General features: G+C 72.0%; 25 protein-coding genes. 10 read left to right on the top strand and 15 right to left on the bottom strand.

Annotation, left to right across the window (positions count from 1 at the left end):
- Positions 1 to 52 precede the first annotated feature (52 nt).
- Entirely contained in the window at positions 53 to 700 is a 648-nt protein-coding gene (locus tag HGB44_RS01690) for a TetR/AcrR family transcriptional regulator (RefSeq protein ID WP_061079476.1), read from the top strand.
- A 55-nt stretch (positions 701 to 755) separates the two neighbouring features.
- Here HGB44_RS01690 and HGB44_RS01685 read toward each other — a convergent pair whose 3' ends face one another.
- The 3 genes from HGB44_RS01685 to HGB44_RS01675 form a co-directional block, all read right to left on the bottom strand.
- Entirely contained in the window at positions 756 to 923 is a 168-nt protein-coding gene (locus tag HGB44_RS01685) for a hypothetical protein (RefSeq protein ID WP_168443881.1), read from the bottom strand.
- A gap of 469 nt (positions 924 to 1,392) precedes the next feature.
- A complete protein-coding gene (locus tag HGB44_RS01680; protein WP_061079477.1) occupies positions 1,393 to 1,626 on the bottom strand; it encodes a hypothetical protein in 234 nt (77 codons plus the stop codon).
- 10 nt (positions 1,627 to 1,636) lie between these two features.
- A complete protein-coding gene (locus HGB44_RS01675) occupies positions 1,637 to 2,074 on the bottom strand; it encodes an ATP-binding protein (RefSeq protein ID WP_168443880.1) in 438 nt (145 codons plus the stop codon).
- A 306-nt stretch (positions 2,075 to 2,380) separates the two neighbouring features.
- Here HGB44_RS01675 and HGB44_RS01670 point away from each other — a divergent pair, with 306 nt between their 5' ends.
- The 4 genes from HGB44_RS01670 (at position 2,381) to HGB44_RS01655 (ending at position 4,514) form a co-directional block, all read left to right on the top strand.
- Positions 2,381 to 3,253, top strand: coding sequence for a helix-turn-helix domain-containing protein (locus tag HGB44_RS01670; RefSeq protein WP_231972434.1), 873 nt, complete (start codon positions 2,381 to 2,383; stop codon positions 3,251 to 3,253).
- Positions 3,254 to 3,266: 13 nt separating this feature from the next.
- Positions 3,267 to 3,455 (top strand): DUF397 domain-containing protein, encoded by a 189-nt coding sequence (locus HGB44_RS01665; protein ID WP_231972433.1) that lies wholly within the window; start codon positions 3,267 to 3,269, stop codon positions 3,453 to 3,455.
- Between the two features lie 61 nt (positions 3,456 to 3,516).
- Entirely contained in the window at positions 3,517 to 3,801 is a 285-nt protein-coding gene (locus tag HGB44_RS01660) for a DUF397 domain-containing protein (protein WP_061080708.1), read from the top strand.
- 152 nt (positions 3,802 to 3,953) lie between these two features.
- Positions 3,954 to 4,514, top strand: coding sequence for a GNAT family N-acetyltransferase (locus HGB44_RS01655; protein ID WP_061080707.1), 561 nt, complete (start codon positions 3,954 to 3,956; stop codon positions 4,512 to 4,514).
- Between the two features lie 66 nt (positions 4,515 to 4,580).
- On the opposite strand, the gene HGB44_RS01650 is transcribed toward HGB44_RS01655, so the two are convergent.
- The 5 genes from HGB44_RS01650 to HGB44_RS01630 all read right to left on the bottom strand — a co-directional run bounded on the left by HGB44_RS01650 (position 4,581) and on the right by HGB44_RS01630 (position 9,179).
- The gene (locus tag HGB44_RS01650) at positions 4,581 to 5,330 is read right to left on the bottom strand and encodes an ABC transporter permease (protein WP_061080706.1); all 750 of its coding nucleotides are present in this window, start codon (positions 5,328 to 5,330) and stop codon (positions 4,581 to 4,583) included.
- A 3-nt stretch (positions 5,331 to 5,333) separates the two neighbouring features.
- A complete protein-coding gene (locus tag HGB44_RS01645) occupies positions 5,334 to 6,095 on the bottom strand; it encodes an ABC transporter permease (protein ID WP_061080705.1) in 762 nt (253 codons plus the stop codon).
- A complete protein-coding gene (locus HGB44_RS01640) occupies positions 6,092 to 6,994 on the bottom strand; it encodes an ABC transporter ATP-binding protein (RefSeq protein ID WP_168443879.1) in 903 nt (300 codons plus the stop codon). The genes HGB44_RS01645 and HGB44_RS01640 overlap by 4 nt, the downstream gene beginning before the upstream one ends.
- Before the next feature lie 227 nt (positions 6,995 to 7,221).
- The gene (locus HGB44_RS01635) at positions 7,222 to 7,836 is read right to left on the bottom strand and encodes a response regulator (RefSeq protein ID WP_210751091.1); all 615 of its coding nucleotides are present in this window, start codon (positions 7,834 to 7,836) and stop codon (positions 7,222 to 7,224) included.
- Between the two features lie 152 nt (positions 7,837 to 7,988).
- Positions 7,989 to 9,179, bottom strand: a complete 1,191-nt coding sequence (locus HGB44_RS01630; RefSeq protein WP_061080703.1) for a sensor histidine kinase — start codon at positions 9,177 to 9,179, stop codon at positions 7,989 to 7,991.
- 217 nt (positions 9,180 to 9,396) lie between these two features.
- On the opposite strand from HGB44_RS01630, the gene HGB44_RS01625 reads away from it, so the two are divergent.
- Positions 9,397 to 9,636: an EF-hand domain-containing protein gene (locus HGB44_RS01625; protein ID WP_061080702.1), complete on the top strand. Its 240-nt coding sequence runs from the start codon at positions 9,397 to 9,399 to the stop codon at positions 9,634 to 9,636.
- Positions 9,637 to 9,768: 132 nt separating this feature from the next.
- Here the strand turns inward: HGB44_RS01625 and ptsP are convergent, their stop codons facing one another.
- From ptsP to HGB44_RS01595, 6 genes are all read right to left on the bottom strand, one after another.
- On the bottom strand, positions 9,769 to 11,472 hold the full coding sequence (ptsP, locus tag HGB44_RS01620) for a phosphoenolpyruvate--protein phosphotransferase (RefSeq protein WP_061080701.1): 1,704 nt from the start codon (positions 11,470 to 11,472) through the stop codon (positions 9,769 to 9,771).
- 445 nt (positions 11,473 to 11,917) lie between these two features.
- Positions 11,918 to 12,958: a zinc-dependent dehydrogenase gene (locus HGB44_RS01615; RefSeq protein WP_013155220.1), complete on the bottom strand. Its 1,041-nt coding sequence runs from the start codon at positions 12,956 to 12,958 to the stop codon at positions 11,918 to 11,920.
- 65 nt (positions 12,959 to 13,023) lie between these two features.
- Positions 13,024 to 13,467, bottom strand: a complete 444-nt coding sequence (locus tag HGB44_RS01610) for a PTS sugar transporter subunit IIA (protein WP_061080700.1) — start codon at positions 13,465 to 13,467, stop codon at positions 13,024 to 13,026.
- Entirely contained in the window at positions 13,457 to 13,765 is a 309-nt protein-coding gene (locus HGB44_RS01605; RefSeq protein ID WP_061080716.1) for a PTS sugar transporter subunit IIB, read from the bottom strand. Before HGB44_RS01605 ends, HGB44_RS01610 begins: the two co-directional genes overlap by 11 nt.
- Positions 13,765 to 14,871, bottom strand: coding sequence for a PTS mannitol transporter subunit IICB (mtlA, locus tag HGB44_RS01600; protein ID WP_082768369.1), 1,107 nt, complete (start codon positions 14,869 to 14,871; stop codon positions 13,765 to 13,767). Before mtlA ends, HGB44_RS01605 begins: the two co-directional genes overlap by 1 nt.
- Before the next feature lie 133 nt (positions 14,872 to 15,004).
- Positions 15,005 to 15,766 carry a DeoR/GlpR family DNA-binding transcription regulator gene (locus HGB44_RS01595; RefSeq protein ID WP_061080699.1) on the bottom strand — a complete coding sequence of 254 codons (762 nt, stop codon included), beginning with the start codon at positions 15,764 to 15,766 and terminating at the stop codon, positions 15,005 to 15,007.
- A 329-nt stretch (positions 15,767 to 16,095) separates the two neighbouring features.
- Between HGB44_RS01595 and pfkB the strand changes: the two genes are divergently transcribed.
- From pfkB to HGB44_RS01580, 3 genes are all read left to right on the top strand, one after another.
- On the top strand, positions 16,096 to 17,037 hold the full coding sequence (gene pfkB / locus HGB44_RS01590) for a 1-phosphofructokinase (RefSeq protein WP_061080698.1): 942 nt from the start codon (positions 16,096 to 16,098) through the stop codon (positions 17,035 to 17,037).
- Between the two features lie 54 nt (positions 17,038 to 17,091).
- Entirely contained in the window at positions 17,092 to 17,361 is a 270-nt protein-coding gene (locus HGB44_RS01585) for an HPr family phosphocarrier protein (RefSeq protein WP_061080697.1), read from the top strand.
- 118 nt (positions 17,362 to 17,479) lie between these two features.
- Positions 17,480 to 17,659 carry a hypothetical protein gene (locus HGB44_RS01580; protein ID WP_061080696.1) on the top strand — a complete coding sequence of 60 codons (180 nt, stop codon included), beginning with the start codon at positions 17,480 to 17,482 and terminating at the stop codon, positions 17,657 to 17,659.
- 261 nt (positions 17,660 to 17,920) lie between these two features.
- Here the strand turns inward: HGB44_RS01580 and HGB44_RS01575 are convergent, their stop codons facing one another.
- Positions 17,921 to 18,685, bottom strand: coding sequence for an SDR family NAD(P)-dependent oxidoreductase (locus HGB44_RS01575; RefSeq protein ID WP_061080695.1), 765 nt, complete (start codon positions 18,683 to 18,685; stop codon positions 17,921 to 17,923).
- Positions 18,686 to 18,998: 313 nt separating this feature from the next.
- On the opposite strand from HGB44_RS01575, the gene HGB44_RS01570 reads away from it, so the two are divergent.
- On the top strand, positions 18,999 to 19,886 hold the full coding sequence (locus HGB44_RS01570; protein WP_061080694.1) for a LysR family transcriptional regulator: 888 nt from the start codon (positions 18,999 to 19,001) through the stop codon (positions 19,884 to 19,886).
- Positions 19,887 to 19,952: the final 66 nt, after the last annotated feature.

The raw sequence follows: 19,952 nt of genomic DNA, 5'->3' as shown, positions 1-19,952 counted from the left end.
CGGTCGACAGGGCCGGGACCAGCGGGCAGAGCCAACATGCGGAGGCACGTCCATGAGCACGACGAGTGCCGAACCGGGGGAGCAGCTCGGGCTGCGCGAGCGCAAGAAGGCCCGGATGCGCGAGTCACTCATGGAGTCGGCGCTGCGCCTGTTCCACGAGAACGGTTACCAGCGGACGACGACAGAGGAGATCGCCTCCTGCGTCGGGGTCTCCCAGCGCACCTTCTTCCGCTACTTCGGTTCCAAGGAGGACGTGGTCCTGGAGGCGGTCGAGGACATCGACGAGCAGCTGTTCGCCGCCCTGCTCGCCCGTCCCGCCGACGAGTCGCCGTTCACCGCTCTGCGCAACGCGATGCTCGACCACTGGGACTACCTCGAACGCGAGATGCTCCACCTCCAGGGCAGCGCCATGGGACTGGTGTCCGAGAGCCCCGAGCTGATCGAGGTCAACATGCGCTACTGCCACCGCAGGCAGGAGCGGCTGGCGCGGGCGCTGGGCAGGCGTACCGGCGTGGACCCGGTCACCGACCCGCGCCCGGGGGTGCTGGCCTCGGTGTTCCTGTCCGTGCTCAACAGCGGTCACCAGGCGTGGTGCGTGTCCGGCTCCAGCGACGTGGAGGACCTGGTCCAGGCCTTCCTCGAACGGTTCGACCTGGTGCCCGAGGTGGTCGGCGGGCACTGGGAGTGCCCGCGAGGCTGAGCGGCTACGCAACCTCGCGGGTCCTCTGTTGGGTTCACGGTTCACATGGGGAACCTCAGTCGAACAGGGCGCACCAGACGCGCACCAGGTCCCGGAGTTCGTCGAACTCACCCGGCGGGGAACTGGTCGTGCGGTAGTCCGCTGCCGTGGCGGGAGCTGTGGGCGTGGCGGAAGGCGGTGCGGCCAGCAGGTCGCCGACCGGAACCCGTGGCAGCGGAGGCATGTAGGGACGGACCAGCGCGCCCGCCGTGCGGTCGGGGTTCAGGATGGGGCGTCGCGTTTCGGGTGCGGGCCGCGACTCGGGAACAGGTCGCTGGCGTGGTGTGGACGCGGGCCTCGGCGCGAAGGCAGGTCGCGATTCAGGGACGGGTCGCGGTCGTGGCGCGGGGACGGGCGGAAGCTCGGGGCACGGCGGCGTGCTCTCGATGGCCCTGGTCTGGCGACGCGTGCCGAGCAGGTGTCCCAGCATCCACGCGAGCGCGGCGGCGCACAGCGCACGCAGCTGTTCGGCCCACGACCGGTGACGCCTGCGGTGCCTGCCGATAGGGTTTTCCACGGTCTCCTCCTGGTGGTGACAGGTGGTGATCACGCCCCGGCCCGGTGGCCCTAACACCGGTTCGGGGCACCTTGCTTTCTGTTGCGTTCGCGCGGGTATCATTGGCCCCAGCAGGGGCTGCGCTTCCCGCTCACGGTCAAAGGGACCGGAGGGAACGAAGGGATCGGAGTTCGCGCTCGGTGGCGCGGATGGCCGCGTCCAGCAACTGCGGTGTGACCGCTCTCAGCGGTGTGACCTGGTGTGGTCCGAGGTGGAAGGCGAAGAAGCGGCGCGAAGCCGGTCCCCACAGAACCCACCAGCGTTCGTGGAGTTGTTCCAGCAGGCGCGCGGCCTCGTACTGGGCGGCGTCCTGGCTTCGGTCCCACGCCATTGCTGGCTGTTCAGGCCGCGACGGCGTCGTCGGGCTCGGGGACGGGTGCGTAGGGGTCGACGTGCGCCCAGACCGTCAGGGGCATGCCGGGCTCGCCGTTCCAGCCCCACTCCACGGACAGGCTGTCCACGAGGTAAAGGCCCCGCCCGCCGACGCGGAGGTCGTCGCTGCGCGGGGACAGATGGGGAAGGCGCGCGGGCTGGCCCGGTCGCGGCCCGTCGTCGGTAACCGCCAGGTGGATGACGTGCTTCGGCAGGTGCCGCATCTGGATCTTCACCCGGCCGCCGGGGGCACCGGAGGCGGTGTGCGTCCAGGCGTTGGTGACCAGTTCGCTGACCACGAGCACCAGGGAGAAGGTCCGGTGGACCTGAACCCGCGCGCCCCGCTGGCACCAGCTGCGGATCTGGGCCACCTGGTTCACCTCAGACCCGAAGAACGCTGTGCGCACCCCGGTACCGCCCCTCCCCCGACGCGGCAGCCCGCTCCCACCCGGTTCTCCCTCCGCCGCCCGCCTCGGTCGCGGTACGCCAAAACCATCCATCGTGCTTCCTCCTTGACGACGCTCAGAGCCTGGCCCATGCACTGCGTGACTATCCCTTCACGAAGGGGCACCTCAGTATGGAATCAGTGTGCACGGAGCAATGTCCTAGCGCAAGGTGTTCTAAGGAATTATTCCCTGAGTGAGTATGCGAGAAGTTGGTTACGAAGCGGAACTTGCGCCAAACTTGGGACACCACACTGCGAGGAGGCGTCCGTGAGCAGACCCACTGCGTCCGTCGCGCGACGGATCGTCGCTCGTGTCATGCGAGATGCACGCATCCGCAACGGCATCACCGCAACCAACGCGGCTTCCGTCGCGGGCTTCGCTCAAGGGACTCTGACCAAGTACGAACGGGCTGAGAACCCGTTCCCTAAGACCGTGGTCTACCGCCTTGCTGACTTCTACGGCTTGGATCCCGAAGTCCGCGACAAGCTCGTGGACCTCGCGGGCCAGCGCACTTTGGGCTGGTGGCAGGTCTACAAGGACATCCCTGACTGGTTCGCGACCTACGTCGCCTTCGAATCCGAGGCCCTGGAGGTCTCCACCTACCAGGACAGCGTGATCCCCGGCCTACTCCAGACGCCGGACTACGCCCGCGCCCTTTTGGCCTCGGATGTGCGCTCTGGGACTTTCGAACAAATCGAAGCCCAGGTCGAAGTCCGAACACAACGCCAGGCCCGTCTGACGGGTGAGAACCCCCTGCGCCTCCACACCGTCTTCAACGAGGCCGCGCTGCACCGGCCCGGCGGCGACACCGAGACCATGCGCCGACAGTTGGAGTTCCTGATCGAACGCGCTGAACTGGACAACATCCGCCTTCAGGTACTTCCGTTCGACGCCGGGGTACACACAGCCAGCGAGACCAGCTTCATGATCATGAAGTTCCCGGACCTACTGGAGAACGTGGAGATCGGGGACCTGGTCTACATCGAGTACAGGCTCGGATCGCTGTACCTGGAAGAAGCCAGCGAGACAGAGGCATTCCAAGAGACGTTCGAGCACGTCCACAACGTCGCGCTCTCCCCACCAGCCTCAATCGAGCTGATCCAGCAGGTGATCGAGACACGTTATGCGCGTAACGCCTGAGCAGGAGCAACGAGTGAAAACGAAGGTCACCGACATCAACTGGCACAAGTCCAGCCACAGCGGCAGCTCAGGCGGCGAGTGCGTCGAGGTCGCGGAAGGGCAGAGCGTGCTGGTCCGCGACACCCAGAACCGCGAACTCGGCCACCTCGCCTTCACCACCCCCGAGTGGACCAGCCTCCTCAACACCCTCAAGACGCGTTAGAGCCAGTCGTCCTGGGTACCTCGGGACTGCCGAGGTACCCAGTATTGCGATGGAGCAGTGCATGACGTGGCGCAAAAGCAGTTACAGCACCCACAGTGGTGACTGTGTGGAGCTCTCGAACTGGCACAAGTCCAGCTACAGCACCAACGGCGGTGAGTGCGTCGAGGTCTCTGACTGGCACAAGAGCAGTCACAGCAGCGGAGTGAACAACGACTGCGTGGAAGTCGCCGAAGGCTGGACCGAGACCCTGGTCCGCGACACCCAGAACCGCGAACTCGGCCACCTCGCCTTCACCGCCCCCGAGTGGACCAGCCTCCTCAGCACCCTCAAGGCCCGCCAGCGGTAAGCGCCCACCCACACGGACAGGGCACGGAACCGCCCAGGTTCAGCCCAGCCCAGCCCCACGACCGCAGTCCACAGCCCTCAACGGAGTCCGGCAACACCCCCATGGGATGATCCCGTCCACCATGTTCACGGGATCGGCTGTGGAGGTCGGCGATGTTCGCGTTACCCCTGGATGCTGACGGCACGGAACTGCGCCCGCTCGAACCGCGGCACGCCGAGGAGTTCCTGGCCAACATCGACCGGGGACGCGAGTTCATCGGGCGCTACATCGCGCTCCCGGACGTCATCGTGGACCTGGAGTCGAGCCGGACCTACCTGCGCTCGTACGCGGAGAAGGCCGCCACCGACACCGGAGCCATCTACGGCATCTGGTCGGGTGAGCGGCTGCTCGGCGGGGTCCTCTTCCGCACGATGGACCTCGCGCACGGCACCGCCGAGGCGGGCTGCTGGCTGGAACCGTCAGCCGCCGGGCGCGGGTTGGTGACCAGGGCCACGCGCGCGATCATCGACTGGGCCGTCGAGAAGCGGGGCGTCCACCGCGTGGAGTGGCACGCCTCCTCGGCGAACGGGGCCAGCATCGCCGTGGCCCGGCGGCTCGGCATGGTCAGGGACGGCGTGCTGCGGGAGAGCTACGTCTACCGGGGCGAGCGCCACGACATGGAGGTCTGGTCGGTGCTCGCCCCGGAGTGGCGCGCACGGCGCCAGTCCTCCTGACGGCCGCGTCCGAGGCGCGGACGGCCCGACAACCGGACGAGCCGAACCCGCGGGCCGCGCGCGCCGTCAGCGGATGTCGCGACGGTCCAGGACGGCGGCGGCCCCGACGGTCAGCACCGCCGTGAGACCGAGGGCGACCGCCACGACGACGGACACGAGGCCGGTGGTGACGCTCCCGGTGTCCGCGAACATCCCGGTGCCCATTTGGGTCGCCCGGCTGAGCAGCCCGTACGGGAGCGTCACCGCCACGGGTTCGAGCCGGGTCACCAGCAGCAGCACCCCCGAGGTCGCCCCGAGCAGCGCCACGGCCACGGGGGCGGCGAAGGACCTCATGAGCATCGACAACCCGGACTGGAGTGCCGCCACGGGCACACACGCCAGCACGACGACGACACTGGCCAGGAGGTACCGGGGCGGCAGCGTTCCGGGCAGCGCGAACACCAGCTTGCCGACGACGATGACGCCCGCGACCAGCACCGCCTGCATCGCCGCCGCGAGCACGGCGAGCACGGCCGTCTTGCCGACGACCACGTGGAAGCTGGACACCTTCCGACCCATCAGCGCGTTCCAGTTGCCGCCCTGGTGCTCGACCCGCCACACCAGCGAGGCCAGCACGGCCATGCCGACTGCCAGGGGGAACAGGCCGTAGAAGACCACCACCCGCATCCACAGGGTGTGCCAGTCCCCTTCGAGCGGCTGACCGGAGACCGCCGTGTTGGCCGCCCCGGTGAGCACGGCCAACAGCGGCAGGAGCACCACCACGACCCAGCTCAGGGAACGCTTCAGCTTGAGGAACTCGGCTCGGACCGAACCCATGGCTCAGGCCTCCTGACGGTCGAACAGGCGGGTGACGAGCATGAACAGGAGGCCGCCCGCGACCCCGAGGGCGACCACGCTCAGGTGCGGGGGATCCAGCGAGACCATGTCGGAACCGCGGGAGTCGACGGGCGTGACCAGCGCGTAGTACCCCCACGGAGGGAGGAGGTGAGTCAGCCACGCGGGCGTCCCCGTGCTGGTCAGGGCCACGAACACGCCCAGGACCCCGACCCCCATGCCCACGAGCTGGTTGCCCACGCGCGCCGACAGCAGGAGGTGGAACGCGAGGAGCACCAGGTTCACGACCACGGCCGCGGCGGTGTAGCCGAGCCACTGCCCGGCAGGGAAGGCCACCGTGACGCCCAGCGCCAGGCCGACCGCCGCCACCAGGCCGCTCTGGGCCAGGGTGGCCGCCACCACGACCGCGCCGGTGGCCGCGAACTTGGCCCGGCACAGGTGTCCGGGGGTCAGTCCCGAGGTCTGGGAGAGCAGCCAGCCGTTCCCCTGGTGTTCGATGTCCACCTGTCGGCTGGCCAGCACCGCCAGCAGGATGGGCGAGGTCAGCGGCACGGCCAGCGCCATGCCCGCGAGCAGCAACCGCCAGGGGTGCTCGGAGGGGTCGTCCACCGACTCCAGGAACCCCGGGTCGCCCAACGCGGCGAAGCAGGACAGCGCGACCACGCCGGCCACCATGACGCCCGCGACGGGCGCCACACGCAGGCGGCGCATCTTGGCGAACTCGTTGGCCACGGCGAGAGCGATCACAGGCCCTGCCCTCCGGTGAGGTCCATGAACACGTCCTCCAGGGACTGGGCGTCGCGGCGCACGCCGTGGACGGGCACGTGTTCGCCGACGAGGTGGGCCACCACGCGGGCCGTGGCCTCCTGGTCGAGTCCGGGCAGGCGCACGGCGCCGCCGTCGCGGACCGCGCCCCACCGGGCGGTGAGGGCGCTCGCCCGTTCGGGTTCGGTCGTCTCGATGAGCACGTCGGGGGTGGAGCGCGCGAGCAGCTGGTCCCGGGTGCCCTGGAAGAGCATGCGGCCGTTGCTGAGGATGCCGAGCACGGAGGCGGTCCGGTCGATCTCGCCCAGCAGGTGGCTGGAGACCATCACGGTGGTTCCCTGTTCGGCCAGCCGGGTGAGCAGGCGCCGGATCTCGTCGATACCGGCGGGGTCGAGGCCGTTGGTGGGCTCGTCAAGGATCAGCAGGCGGGGTTCGCGGGCCAGCGCCATCGCGATGCCCAGCCGCTGCTTCATGCCCAGCGAGTAGTCGCGGACGAGCTTGTCGAGGTGGTCCTGGAGGCGTACGGTGCGCACCGCCCGGGCCACCTGGCCCTTGTCCAGGTCCAGCAGCCGCCGCACCAGGCGCATGTTCTCCCCGCCGGTGAGGTGCGCGTACGCGGGCGGGGACTCGATGAGGGAACCGATACCGCCCAGGAGCTCTCGGCGGGTGGAACGCCGCATGGGGCGGCCCATGACGTGGATCTCGCCGCTGGTGGGGCGTACCAGCGACAGGAGCATCTTCATCGTGGTCGACTTTCCCGACCCGTTGGGGCCGAGGAAGCCGTACACGCACCCTTCCGGTACGTGCAGGTCCAGGTCCTCGACGACGGCGCGGTCGCCGTACTTCTTGCTCAGGCCGTGGGTGGTGATCATTGGAGGCACGGAACCATCGTGTCCGCCGAGGCCCCACGGGGCGTCTGGCCGGAGGATGACCTTGCGCGTCCCTCTGCGGGATGACCCGGGCCCCGGTGTGCGACCCATGGGGTAGGCCCGGCGCGCCGAAGGGGGGTGCGGTCGGCCCCGCGCCCCGGCCTCCTGCCGGGTTCGCGGTCAGCGGCCCCTCCCGGCGGCGCGGGGGACCTGGAGCGCGGCGCGGGAACCCGGAGCCCTCAGGACCCGCGGACGCCCACCAGGCCGGTCTCGTAGGCGAGCACCACCGCCTGCACCCGGTCGCGCAGGTCGAGCTTGGTCAGGATCCGCCCCACGTGGGTCTTGACCGTGGCCTCGGACACGTGCAGCAGGGCGGCGATCTCGGTGTTGGACAGCCCGCGGGCCACCACCGCGAGCACCTCGCGCTCGCGCGGGGTCAGCACGTCGAGGGACTCGGGGGTCGGCGGGGCCTCGTCGTCGGCGCGCAGGTGGCCGACGAAGCGGTCGAGCAGCCGCCGCGTCGTGCTGGGGGCGACCACCGCGTCGCCGGAGTGGACGGAGCGGATCGCCGACAGCAGCTCCGGGGGCCGGGCGTCCTTGAGCAGGAAACCGCTCGCCCCGGCCTTCAGCGCCGCGTAGGCGTACTCGTCGAGGTCGAAGGTGGTCAGGATCAGCACCCGTGGGCCGCCGTCCACGGCGCAGACGCGGCGCGTCGCCTCCACGCCGTCCATGCGCGGCATCCGGACGTCCATGAGGACGACGTCGGCGGCCAGGGTCCGCAGCAGTTCCAGCGCGGTGGCGCCGTCACCGGCCTCGCCCACCACCCGGATGTCGGGCTGCGCGTCGAGGACCATGCGAAAGCCCGTGCGGACCAGCTCCTGGTCGTCGACGAGCACGACGCGTACGGCGTCCGTCCTCCCGGCGCCTCCCGTGCCGGTTCCCGTGTCGATGCCCGTCCCACCGGCTTCCGGTGTGCCCACAGGTGTGCTCCCCTCCCTCGAATCGCTCACGTGGTGGTCGGCCGCAACGGCAGCGACGCCACCACCTCGTAGCCTCCGCCGGAGCACGGTCCCGCCCGTACGGAGCCGCCGTACACCGACACCCTCTCGCGCATGCCGATCAGGCCGTGCCCCCGCCCGGGGCGGGCGGCCTCGGACGCAGCCGTGCCGCGCCCGTCGTCGAGGACCCGCACCTCCAGGGTGTCGTCCCCGTAGCGCAGCCGCACCCGGACGCGACCGGCCCCGGGCCCGGCGTGCTTGAGCGTGTTGGTCAGCGCCTCCTGCACCACCCGGTAGACGGCGAGATCCACCCCCGTCGTCAGTGGGCGTACCGGGCCCTCCACGGTGCACTCCACCGGCAGTCCGGCACCGCGCACCCGCGCGAACAGCTGTTCCAGCTGTTCGACGCCGGGTCGCGGAGCGTACTCCCCTCCGGTTTCGTCCTCCCGGAGCACCCCGAGCACGCCGCGCATCTCGGCCAGGGCGGTTCGGCCGGTCTCCGAGATGGTCTCCAGCGCGCCCTTGGCCCGCGCCGGGTCGGAGTCGATCGCGAACGCGGCGCCGTCGGCCTGCACCACCATCACGCTCACGTTGTGGGCCACCACGTCGTGCAGTTCGCGGGCGATGCGCGCCCGCTCCTCGGCGATCGCGGCCCGGGCGCGGGCGTCGCGCTCGCGTTCGAGCCACTCGGCGCGCTCCTCCAGACCGACGAGGTAGCCGCGGCGGACGCTCGTGTAGAGGCCGGTGACCCACAGGAGCATGATGAGGAACGTGTAGACGACGAACACGTTCCAGTCGCCCCAGTCGGCGTGGGGCAGGCTCGCGAGCATCAGCACCAGACCGGCCTCGGCGGTGGCCAGCGCGGCCAGTGCCCACCCGAACCGGCGGTGCGCGGCCACGGTGTACATGGCGACGAGGACGGCGAAGTCGGCCAGGACCAGGCCGAAGCCGAGGGCCAGTTGCAGGAGCCCGACCAAGGCGAGGAGCGCGAACACGGCCAGCGGGTACCTACGACGCAGCGCCAGCGGCAGTACGAGCGCGAGCGTGACGGCGAGGTAGGGCAGGGGGACGCCGCCGTAGGAGTCCGGGTCGGCGTGGTTGAGGCTCGCCATGAGGCACAGCAGCAGGAGCGGGGCCGCCTGGATCGCGTCGACGAGGGTCTCGTGCCGCCGCGACCAACGCCGGACTCTGCCGAACATGCGCCGAGTCTACGTTCCCGGTTCCGGCCGCCGCCTGCCCGGAGCGCGTTCTCCGGTCCGGCTGTCCGCTCCGGAACGGGGGCGTCGCACCCGCGCCACCGCGGAGAGGGCGCCGGGGACTCCGGCGACGGAGCGGCCCCTTCCGGTGGGACGATGAGCACACGTACCGCCGACGGTTCCGCCCCGGCCGATCCCACGAACGAAGGAGCGCATCACCATGCCCGAGAAGTTCCTGCCCAGCGCCACGACCGAGCAGGAGGCACGCGACCTGTTCACCCGGCTCGACACGGACCAGGACGGCTCCATCAACATCCACGAGTGGCTGGTGTACGCCGAGCAGGACCTGGGACTCGACCGCATGAGCGCGCTGCACGCCTTCGCCCTCGACGTCGACACCGACCACGACCTGCTCATCAGCCAGGACGAGTTCGTCCGGATCGGCACGCAGGGGGGCTGAGGGCCCCGACGCCCCGTGCCGGCCCCGCGTACCGGGCGCCCCCCGGGGGGTTGAGAACGTGTTCGCCCGCGGCGGTGCGCCCTCCCGTGTCCGAGGTGTGGAGGGAGGGCGCACGGCGTGCCCGGGTGGGCGTCAGCGGTCGACCGCCTCCGGGTGAGCGGCGGACCTGACCGCCTCGCGCGCCTGTTCGGCGCTGGAGGCGGCGACCGCCAGGTCGGCCAGTCTGCGGCAGTCGCTGTGGGTGTGCAGGGCCAGCGCGTGGCGCACGGCGGGCAGCGCGGGCGCGGACATCGACAGGCTGGTCGCGCCCAGCCCCACCAGCACCAGGGCCAGGAGCGGGTCCGCGGCGGCCTCGCCGCACACCCCCACCGGACGTCCCGACCGCTCCCCCGCGCCGCCCACGGTGCCCACCAGCTGGAGCAGCGCGGGCTGCCAGGGGTCGAGCAGGTCGGGCAGCGCGCCGAGGGTCCGGTCGGTGGCCATGGTGTACTGCGCCAGGTCGTTGGTGCCGATCGACACGAAGTCCACCCGGGGCAGCAGCCGGTCGGCGAGCAGCGCCGCGCCGGGCACCTCGATCATCACGCCGACCTGGTCGAGCCCGGCCTCGCGGGCGAGGGAGACGAACTCCGCCGCCTCGTCGGGCGTGGACACCATCGGCGCCATCACCCGGACCTTGGCGGAGGTCTCCCGGCAGGCGGCGGCGATGGCCGTGAGCTGGTCGGTGATCAGGTCGGGGTGCACCCGCGAGGTCCGGAAGCCCCGGACGCCGAGCGCGGGGTTGTCCTCGTGGCCGGTCTGCGCGAAGGCCAGGGGCTTGTCCGAGCCCGCGTCCAGGGTCCGCACCGTCACCGTGCGCCCGGCGAACGCCTGGAACAGGGCCGTGTAGGAGGCGGTCTGCTCCTCGACGGTGGGCGGGTCGGAGCGCTCCAGGAAGAGGAACTCGGTGCGCAGCAGCCCCACGCCCTCGCTGTCGTGGGCACCGGCCTTGCCGGGGTCCCCCTCGCCGACGTTGAGCAGCAGCGCGACCGGGACGTCGTCGGCGGTCCGGCCCGGACCGGTGGATCCGGCCAGCAGGGCGCGTCGCCGTTCGGCGCGCTCGCGCATCCGCTCGGCGAGCCCCTCGTCGGGCTCGACCTCGACCGTCCCGGCGTCGCCGTCCACCGCCACCGGCGTCGCGTCCCGCAGTCCGGCGGCCCCCGTGCAGCCGACCACGGCCGGGATGCCGAGTGACCGGGCCAGGATGACCGTGTGACTGGTGGGTCCGCCGTAACGCGTGACGATGGCGAGCACGCGCTCGACGTCGAGCTGGACGGTGTCGGCGGGCGCGAGGTCGTCGGCGACCAGCACGTGGGGGACGCCGGGGTCGGGCAGCCCGGGCATCGGCAGGTCCAGGAGCACGGCGGTCGCGCGGTCCCGGATGTCGGCGAGGTCGGCGGCGCGTTCGGCGAGGTAGCCGCCCGCCGCCTGGAGCAGCTCCTGGTAGGCGCCGCAGGCCGCGTGGACGGCCCACGCCGCGGGGTCCCCGGCCTCGGTGCGCTCCGCGGCGCGGCGCGCGAGCTCGGGGTCGCGTGCCATGAGCGCCTGGGCGCTCAGCACGGCCGCCGCGTCGCCCTGGAGGTCCGCGGCCTGGCCGTCGAGCAGGTCGGCCACCTGTTCCAGGGCCTGACGCGCCCGGGCGGCCTCCTCTCCCGCGTCGACGACGGTGGGCCGCTGGTCGGGCAGGGACGGCGGTGGGGCCATCCGCGCCACCGGGCCGACAGCGGCCCCCGGGCTGGCGGGGATACCCGTCAGCCGGGTGTCGCCGGCTGCGGCGGGGAGGGGTTCAGTCTTCGCCATGGTCGCTCCGTACGTCGGGAAGGGCCGGGGTGGTGTGGCCGGGGCCCGTCAGGGTTCGTGCCCCGCCGGAGCGCCCCGTCCCCGGGTGCGGGGAACGCGGGCGCCGCCGTGCCGACGGGACGCGGACCGGGAGGCCGCGGCCGGAGGTCGGCCGCCGGGGGCGGTGGAGGTGACGGGCGGGTCGCGTGTCCGGCAGAAGTCTTGTGTGTCCAGGAAACCGCGGGGAGGGCGGGCGGCGGTAGCCCCTGTGGACGACCGGGCTGGCCCCGCGACCGCCCTCCCCGCGGTCCGGGAGACCGCGGGGAGGGCGGGGTGCGAGAGCCCTGCGGACGGCCCGGGGGCCGGGTCCCGGGGCCGCTTCCGTACCGGGAGGGCCCGGGTGGGTCCGGGGACCGTCCCGGAAGCGGCCGCGCGCCCGCGCGTCCGGGTCCGCCGCCATCGCGCGTCAGGGCTGGATGGTCACCTTGATCGCGGTGCCCGAGGCCACCGTCTCGATGGCCTTGTGCACGTCGGACAGGGACATCCGCTCGGTGATCAGGTCCGCCACCGGCACGGCGCCGGAGGAGATCAGCTCCAGGGCGCGGCGGTTGTGCTCGGGGCTGGAGCCGTTGGCGCCGAAGATCGAGATCTCCCGGTAGTGCACGGCGTTGGAGTCCAGCTGGATGATCGGCGCGTCCTTGGGCAGGCCGCCGAAGAAGCTGATCCGGCCGCTGCGCGAGACCATGCGCAGCGCGTCCTCCTGGGCGCGCCCGGAGGCGGCGGCGGTGATGACGACGTCGGCGCCCCGGCCGTCGGTCAGGCGGAGCACCTCCTCCACGGCGTCGGTCTCGGCGCCGCAGATCGACGCGTCGGGCTGGACGATGTCGGCGGACATGTCCAGGCGACCCCGGTTGAGGTCCACCAGGTAGACCTTCGCGGCGCCGCGCGCACGGGCCAGCCGGACGTGCAGGCAGCCGATCGGCCCTGCGCCCATGACCACGACCGTGTCGCCCTCGCCGACACCGGCGATCTCCTGGCCGTTGAGCACGCACGCCAGCGGCTCGGCGACGGAGGCCTCGGCCAGGTCGATGTTGTCGGGGACGCGGTTGACCCCGTCCACGGCCAGGACCGACTCGGGGATGATCATGTACTCGGCGAAGCCGCCGTCGTAGTGGTAACCCATGGACTCCTGGCGCGAGCACACGGTGAACCGGCCGTCGGAGCACTCCACGCAGGTGCCGCAGGGGATGGCGGCGATGACCTGGACGCGGTCGCCCTCGGCCCAGCCGGTGACGCCCTCGCCCACCTCGACGATCCGCCCGGCGATCTCGTGGCCGATCACGCGGGGCGGACGGATGTGGTGGTGTCCGTGCCGGGAGATCTTCACGTCGGTGCCGCACGTGGAGCAGTTGACGACGGCGATCTTGAGCTGTCCGGGTCCGGCGGTCGGCTCGGGGGCCTGCTCCAGTCGGATGTCACCGGGGGCGTAGAAGCGGGCGACGAGCATGTTCGGGCCTTTCTGCTGGGCCCGCCGGCCCTGGGTCAGGGGACCGGCGGGTGGTTCGGTTGGGCTCAGCCGTCCTGTAGGGGGCCGAGCAGTTCGAGGACGTCGGACGTGGTGCTGGCGGAGCGCAGGCGCGCCGCCTTCTCCGGGTCGGTGAGGATCCCCGCCAGCGAGGACAGGACACCCAGGTGCTCGTCTCCGGAGGCGGCGATGCCGATGGCCACGTGGACGGTGGGACCGCCCCAGTCGACCCCGCCGGGGAACTGGACCACGGCCAGCGCGGTGCGCTTGACCAGGACCCGCGAGGCGTCCGTGCCGTGCGGGATGGCCACGCCCTCGCCGACGAAGGTGGGGATGGAGGCCTCCCGCTCGTGCATGGCGGGCACGTAGCCGGGTTCGACGGCGCCCAGTTCGACGAGCAGGGCGCCGCACTGGTCGATGGCGTCGGCGCGGTCGGCGGCCTTGCGGCCCAGCCGCACGGCCTCCTCGGTCAGCACCAGATCACTCGGCAAGGGTGCTCCCGTTCTTCACGGCCTGCTCCAGGCGCGCGAACGCCGGGTCGCCCAGGAACATCTGGAAACTGATCACGACGGTGCCGGGCACCCGGGTCCGGGCCCGGTCGACCAGCCCGACGTGGCACAGGACCACGTCGGCGCCCTCGGGGATCCGGTCGACCGGGGAGTGCTCGACGGTCACGCCGTGCGGGGACAGGGTCTTGCTCAGCTGCGAGGTGAGCAGGACGCTGCTGCCCATACCCGCGTCGCAGGCGACGACGACCTTCTTGATGGCGGAGCCCTCGATACTGCTCATCAGCTGTTCTCCTGGTTCTGGGCGGCTTCCTGCTGGGCTTTCTCCTCACGCTCGGCCTTGCGCTCGGACCGGCCGAAGCCGAGCAGGAACGAGGCGATGACGAAGGAGACGATGGTGGCGGCGACGACCCCGGCCAGGACCGACAGGTGGCCCCCCGGCGGGGTGACCGCCATGATCGCGATGATGCTGCCGGGGGAGGCGGCGGAGATGAGTCCGGCGTCCAGGACCATGAAGGTCGCGACGCCGGACATGCCGCCGCCGATCGCGGCGAGGATCAGCTTGGGCTGGGCGAGGATGTACGGGAAGTAGATCTCGTGGATCCCGCCGAAGAAGTGGATGACGGCGGCTCCGGACGCGGTGGCGCGGCTGACCTTGGAGCCGAAGAACATCAGGGCCAGCAGGATGCCCAGGCCCGGTCCGGGGTTCGACTCGATGAGGAACTCGATGGCGCGGCCGTCGGCGAGCGCGCGGGCGGTGCCCAGCGGGGTGAAGACGCCGTGGTTGATGGCGTTGTTGAGGAACAGCACCTTGGCGGGCTCGACGATGACCGAGACCAGCGGCAGCAGGCTCAGGTCGATGAGGAACTGCACGCCCGCGCCCAGGCCCCCGGCGATGCGCTCCACCACCGGGCCGACCGCGTAGACGCCCAGGGCCGCCAGGAGCGCCGCGAGGATGCCGGCGCTGAAGTTGTTGACCAGCATCTCGAAGCCGGCCTTGATGCGCGGCTGGACGACCCGGTCGAAGTGCTTCATGAGGTAGGCCGCGAACGGCCCCATGAACATCGCGCCCAGGAACATCGGGATGTCCGCGGAGACGATCACGCCCATGGTCGCGGCCGCGCCGACCACGCCGCCGCGCCTGTCGTGCACCAGCGCGCCGCCGGTGTAGGCGATCAGCAGCGGCAGCAGGTACTTGATCATCGGGTCGACGAGCCCGGCCATCTGCTCGTTGGGCCACCACCCGTCGGGGATGAACAGGGCGGTGATGAGGCCCCAGGCGATGAACGCGCCGATGTTGGGCATCACCATGCTCGACAGGAAGCCTCCGAAGCGCTGTACTCCGGAGCGCACCGAGGCGAGTCTGTCCGTGCTCTGCTGTGTGGTCATGGGGGACCTCCTGGGAGGTGCGACGGGCGGGCAGCCCGCCGATGAGATGGGGAGGGGAAGTGGGTGGGCGCGGGGCGTCCGGGGCGGGGCGGTCCCGGACGGTGGAACCGCCCCGCTCGGTGTCCCGCTCTGGTCAGACCACCTGGACCCGGGGTCCGGCGGCCTCCAGTTCGTCGGCGAGACCGCTGGCGAGACCGGTGTCGGTGATGACCAGGTCGAGGTCCTCGACCGCGGCGAAGCGGGCGAAGTGGTCGTTGCCGACCTTGGTGTGGTCGGCGAGCAGGACGCAGCGGCGGGCCGAGGCGATCATGGTCCGCTTGACCTCCGCCTCCGCGGGGTCGGGGGTGGTGAGCCCGCGTTCGGTGGAGATGCCGTTGGCCGCGATGAAGGCGACGTCGACGTAGGACTCGGCGAGGGAGCGCAGCGCCCAGGCGTCGACGGTGGCCTGTGTGCGGGTGCGCAGGCGTCCGCCGAGCAGCATGAGGTTGATGTGGGTACGTGGGGCGAGTGTGAGGGCGATGGACAGGGAGTTGGTGACGACGGTGAGTTCGCGGTCGGAGGGCAGCTGCTCGGCGAGGCGTCCGGTCGTGGACCCGGCGTCGAGCAGGATGGCGCCCTCCTCCGGAAGCTCGGCCAGGGCCGCCTTGGCGATGCGCTCCTTCTCCTGCGTCATGACGGAGTCGCGCACATTGAGGGCGGGCTCGAAGCCCAGCCGCTCGACGGGGATCGCGCCACCGTGGACCCTGCGCAGGACCCCGTGGCGTTCGAGTGCCGTGAGGTCGCGCCGGATGGTCTCGTAGGTGACGTCGAACTCCGCGGCAAGCCCCGTGACGTCGACCCGGCCGTCCCGCCGGGCGCGTTCGAGGATCGCCTTCTGGCGCTCTTCCGCGTACATGTTGGATCACCTGTGTTTCGGTGTGGTTTTCTGTGAGTTTAGTGGTGTTGCCTGGGACACACAAGAGGTACCTTGAACCAATATCCCAGCAACACCGCTCGACGCGAAGCCCTGTACTCCGCCCGAACCCACCAGGAGCGTTCCCTCCCCCTCGACTGCACCCGCGCACCCGAACACCGGTGACGCGAGCCCCCTCCACCCGTGACCGACAGTGGCCAAAACCGGAAACCAGGACACAACAGCATTGACACACGCAGGTAAACACACATAATCAAAGGTAGTCCCACATCCGGACCGGGCCGGGCGCAGCCACCTCGAAAAGAGCACCCATGATCCTGACCCTCACCCCCAACCCGAGCGTGGACCACACCCTGGAGGTCAGCCACCTGACCCGCGGTGAGGTCCTGCGCGTGGGCTCCACCCGCGCGCAGGCGGGCGGCAAGGGCGTCAACGTCTCCCGCGCGCTGCGCCGTGCCGGCGTGCCCACCAGGGCGGTCCTGCCCGTGGGCGGCGGCGGAGGCGCCGAGCTGACCACACTGCTCGGAGACCTGCCCTGCGTCGCCGTCCCCATCGAGGGCGAGACCCGGGGCAACATCGCCGTCACCGAGGACGACGGCACCACCACCAAGCTCAACGCACCCGGCCCCGTGCTCTCCCCCGGGGAGACCGACGCCCTGCTCGCCGCCCTGGAGGGCGAACTGGGCCGGGGACCCGCGTGGGTGGTGGCCAGCGGCAGCCTTCCCTCCGGCACCCCCGACGACCTGTACGTGCGCGTCGCCGAACTGGCCGCCTCCCACGGGGTCCCCCTGGCCCTGGACACCTCCGGCAAGCCCCTGGAGTCGGCGGCCCGCGCGGGGTCGGTGTCCCTACTCAAGCCCAACCACGAGGAGCTGGCCGAGCTGATCGGCCGGGAACTGCCCACCGTGGGCGCGGTCACCGACGCCGCCCGCGAGGTTCTGGGGTGGGGCAACGGCTCCGCTCTGGTGACTCTGGGGGGCCACGGTGCGATACTCGTGGATCCCGAGCACACCTGGTGGGCGCGCGGTCCCCGGGTCCGCACGCGCAGCACAGTGGGCGCGGGCGACTGCTCCCTGGCCGGGTTCCTGGGCGCGGACGGCCCCCCCGAGGACCGGCTGCGGCACGCCGTGGCGTGGGGGACGGCCGCGGTCTCCCTGCCCGGAACCACCGTCCCCTCCCCCGACGACGTGGCCACCGACGCGATCAGCGTGGTGGCCGACCCCGACCCGCAGTGGCCGGTCGACACGCTCTGACCCGGGCCTCCCCGCCCACCCGACGATCTCCCGACGACTTCTTCGAGGACTGACATGCCCCAGCGCACCGTAGCCATCGCCTCCCAGCTCGGCCTGCACGCCCGCCCCGCCAGCCTGTTCGTCCAGGCCGTCAACGGCTCCGGCCTGCCCGTCAAGGTCGCCCGGGAGGGCCAGGACCCCGTGGACGCGCGCAGCGTGCTCGCGGTGATGGCGCTGGGCGTCAAGCACGGCGAGACGGTCACCCTGTCCTGCGAGGAGCAGGAGAACGCGGACAAGGTCCTGGACGAGCTGGTGGAGATGCTGTCCCGGGAACTCGACGCCTGATCCGGGCTCCGCCCGGCCCCCGTCCGGACACGGGCCGTCCCCGTCCGGGGGCGGCCCCGACCGGGCACGGGGCCACCCTGCCCTGGTCTTCGGGGTCGGCCGGGGCTACCTTGCTGCCATGGACACCTCACGTGACGACACCGTCATCGGCCCCTCGGGGATCTGCAGGCGGGGGCAGCACGACTGGAAGCACGATCCCCCCGGGGCGAAGCGGCAGATCTGCACCCGGTGCCGGTCCATGTCCACGACGAACTACTGCGACTGCGCCGAGTGCGCGTCCGGCGGCGCGCAGGCCTGAGCCCCGCCGGGCCGGGGACCGGCGGCCCGCACGCGCCTCCCCGGCTGGACGGTGTTCTCCGGACCTCCGCCGTTCTTCGGGCCTCCGCTCCGCCCCGGCCCGTGTCCGGGCGCCCGGAGAGCGGGAACCGGGTCGTAGCGGGCACGGCGGCGCCCACTGCGGGTCCACCCGTTCCCCACGAACCCGCCTCCGCCGCCCCCAGGACCCCGTGGGCGCCCGGACCGACCCCCTGCGAACCGGGATCCGCCCAAAAAACAGGCCCTAGTCCTCCCCCCGCGGAACGCGGTGGACCTTGTGCTGGGCGGCCTGCGCGCGCGGGCGCACCACGAGCAGGTCGATGTTCACGTGCGGGGGCCGCGTGACCGCCCACACGATGGTGTCGGCGACGTCCCCGGCGGTCAGCGGGTCGGGCACACCGGCGTAGACGGCGTCGGCGGCACCGGAGTTCCCGCGCATCCGGTTGAGGGCGAACTCCTCGGTCCTGACCATGCCCGGCGCGACCTCCAGCACGCGCACCGGCTCCCCGCACAGCTCCAGGCGCAGCGTGGCGGCCAGGGAGTGCGCGCCGTGCTTGGCGGCCACGTACCCGCCGCCGCCCTCGTAGGCAACGTGGCCCGCCGTGGAGGAGACGACCAGCACGGTGCCGTCCCCGCTGGCGGTCAGTTTGGGCAGCAGGGCCTGGGTCATGTTGAGCACGCCGATGACGTTGACCTCGTACATGGCGCGCCAGTCGGCGGGGTCGGCCTCGGCGACGGTCTCGGTGCCGATGGCGCCGCCCGCGTTGTTGACCAGGACCTCGCACGAGGCCAGGGAGTCGGCGAAGGCGTCGACGGCCGCCCTGTCGGTGACGTCGAGGACGTGGGCGCGGGCGCTGCGGCCCTCCGCGGCCAGTTCCTTCGCCAGCGCCTCGATCCGGTCGGCGCGGCGGGCGACCAGGACCACCTCGTAGCCCTCCTCGGCGAGGCCGCGCGCGGTGGCGGCCCCGATCCCGCTGCTGGCTCCGGTGACGACGGCGGTCGCTGACATGGTGGTTCCTCCTGGAAGTCGCTGTCGCGCCGAGCGTATCCGGTGGCCGTGCCCGGACCGTAGGGAGGAGGGGCCGCCCGGCCGCCCGGGTTCCAGCGGCGGCCGGGCGGCCCGGCCCGGGGGCCTCGCCCACGCGCGGACCCCTACGGACCGGACACCGCGCGGGTCCGTCTTTCGCCGCGCCCCCTCGCCACACGAGAGCCGGTCGACCGGGCGGGACGCGTCCCGTGCTTCTATGAGGGGTGCTCGCCGACCCGACGCGTGTCGGAAGCGGCGCGCACCATGTCGGCGGACACGAGGAGGGGCGGACCGGTTGCGGGGTATCGAGATCCGGGAGCTGGAGTGCTTCCTCGTCCTGACCGAGGAGCTGCACCCCGGACACGCCGCGGTGCGGCTGGGCGTGCCCGCGGACACGGTGGACCGGCTGCTGCGCGCCCTGGAGGACAGGATCGGCGCCCCCCTCCTGGACCGCGCGGGCCCGCGCCCGTGCCTCACCCCGTTCGGCGAGGAGTTCCTCGACGCCCTGCGGCCCGCCTACCAGAACCTGGCGGCGGTGGTGGACGGCGCGCGCGACCGCGCCCACGGCGGGCCGTCCCTGGTCCGTCTCGGATTCCGGGGGAGGGTGCACGGCCCGGTGGCCGAGGCGGTGCGCGCCTTCGAGGAGCGCGAGCCGGGCACGCGGGTGCGGATCGTGGAGACGGCGCACTCGGACCCGTTCAGCCCCCTGCGCGAGGGTGAGGTCGACGCCGCCGTCGTCCTGCTGCCGGTGCGCGAACGCGACCTGGTCGTGGGGGCGGTCTTCTCCCGTCAGCCGCAGCGGCTCGCGCTGCCCGCCGACCACCCCCTCGCCGCGCGCACCGGCGTCGGGGTCGAGGACGTGGCCCGGGTCTCGCTCATCCCGGTCCGGCGGACCCCCGACCACTGGCTGCGCGTCCACGCCCCCACCCTCACCCCTCTGGGCAGAACCATCCACCACGAGGCCGGCGTGGACACCCTGCGGGAGGGATTCTCCCAGGTCGCGGCGGGGAGGGGGGCCATGCTGCTGAGCGGGGACGTGGCGGACCACGCCGACCGGGACGAACTCGTCCTCGTCCCGGTCAACGGCCTGCCGGAGTCGTCCCTCGGCCTGGTGTGGCCGCGCGGGGACAGGCATCCGAGCGTGCCGGTCCTGGCCGCCGCCCTCGCCGAGACCCTGGGCTAGCGGCTGACCGGGTCTGTTGCCAGCGTGACGCACGAGGTCCTGACCTGGGATGGTCTTGTACTTATA

This window comes from Nocardiopsis alborubida, assembly GCF_012396365.1.
Lineage (GTDB): Bacteria > Actinomycetota > Actinomycetes > Streptosporangiales > Streptosporangiaceae > Nocardiopsis > Nocardiopsis alborubida.
The sequence above is the reverse complement of the archived record's forward strand: the minus strand, read 5'-3'. Positions and strand labels throughout refer to the sequence as shown.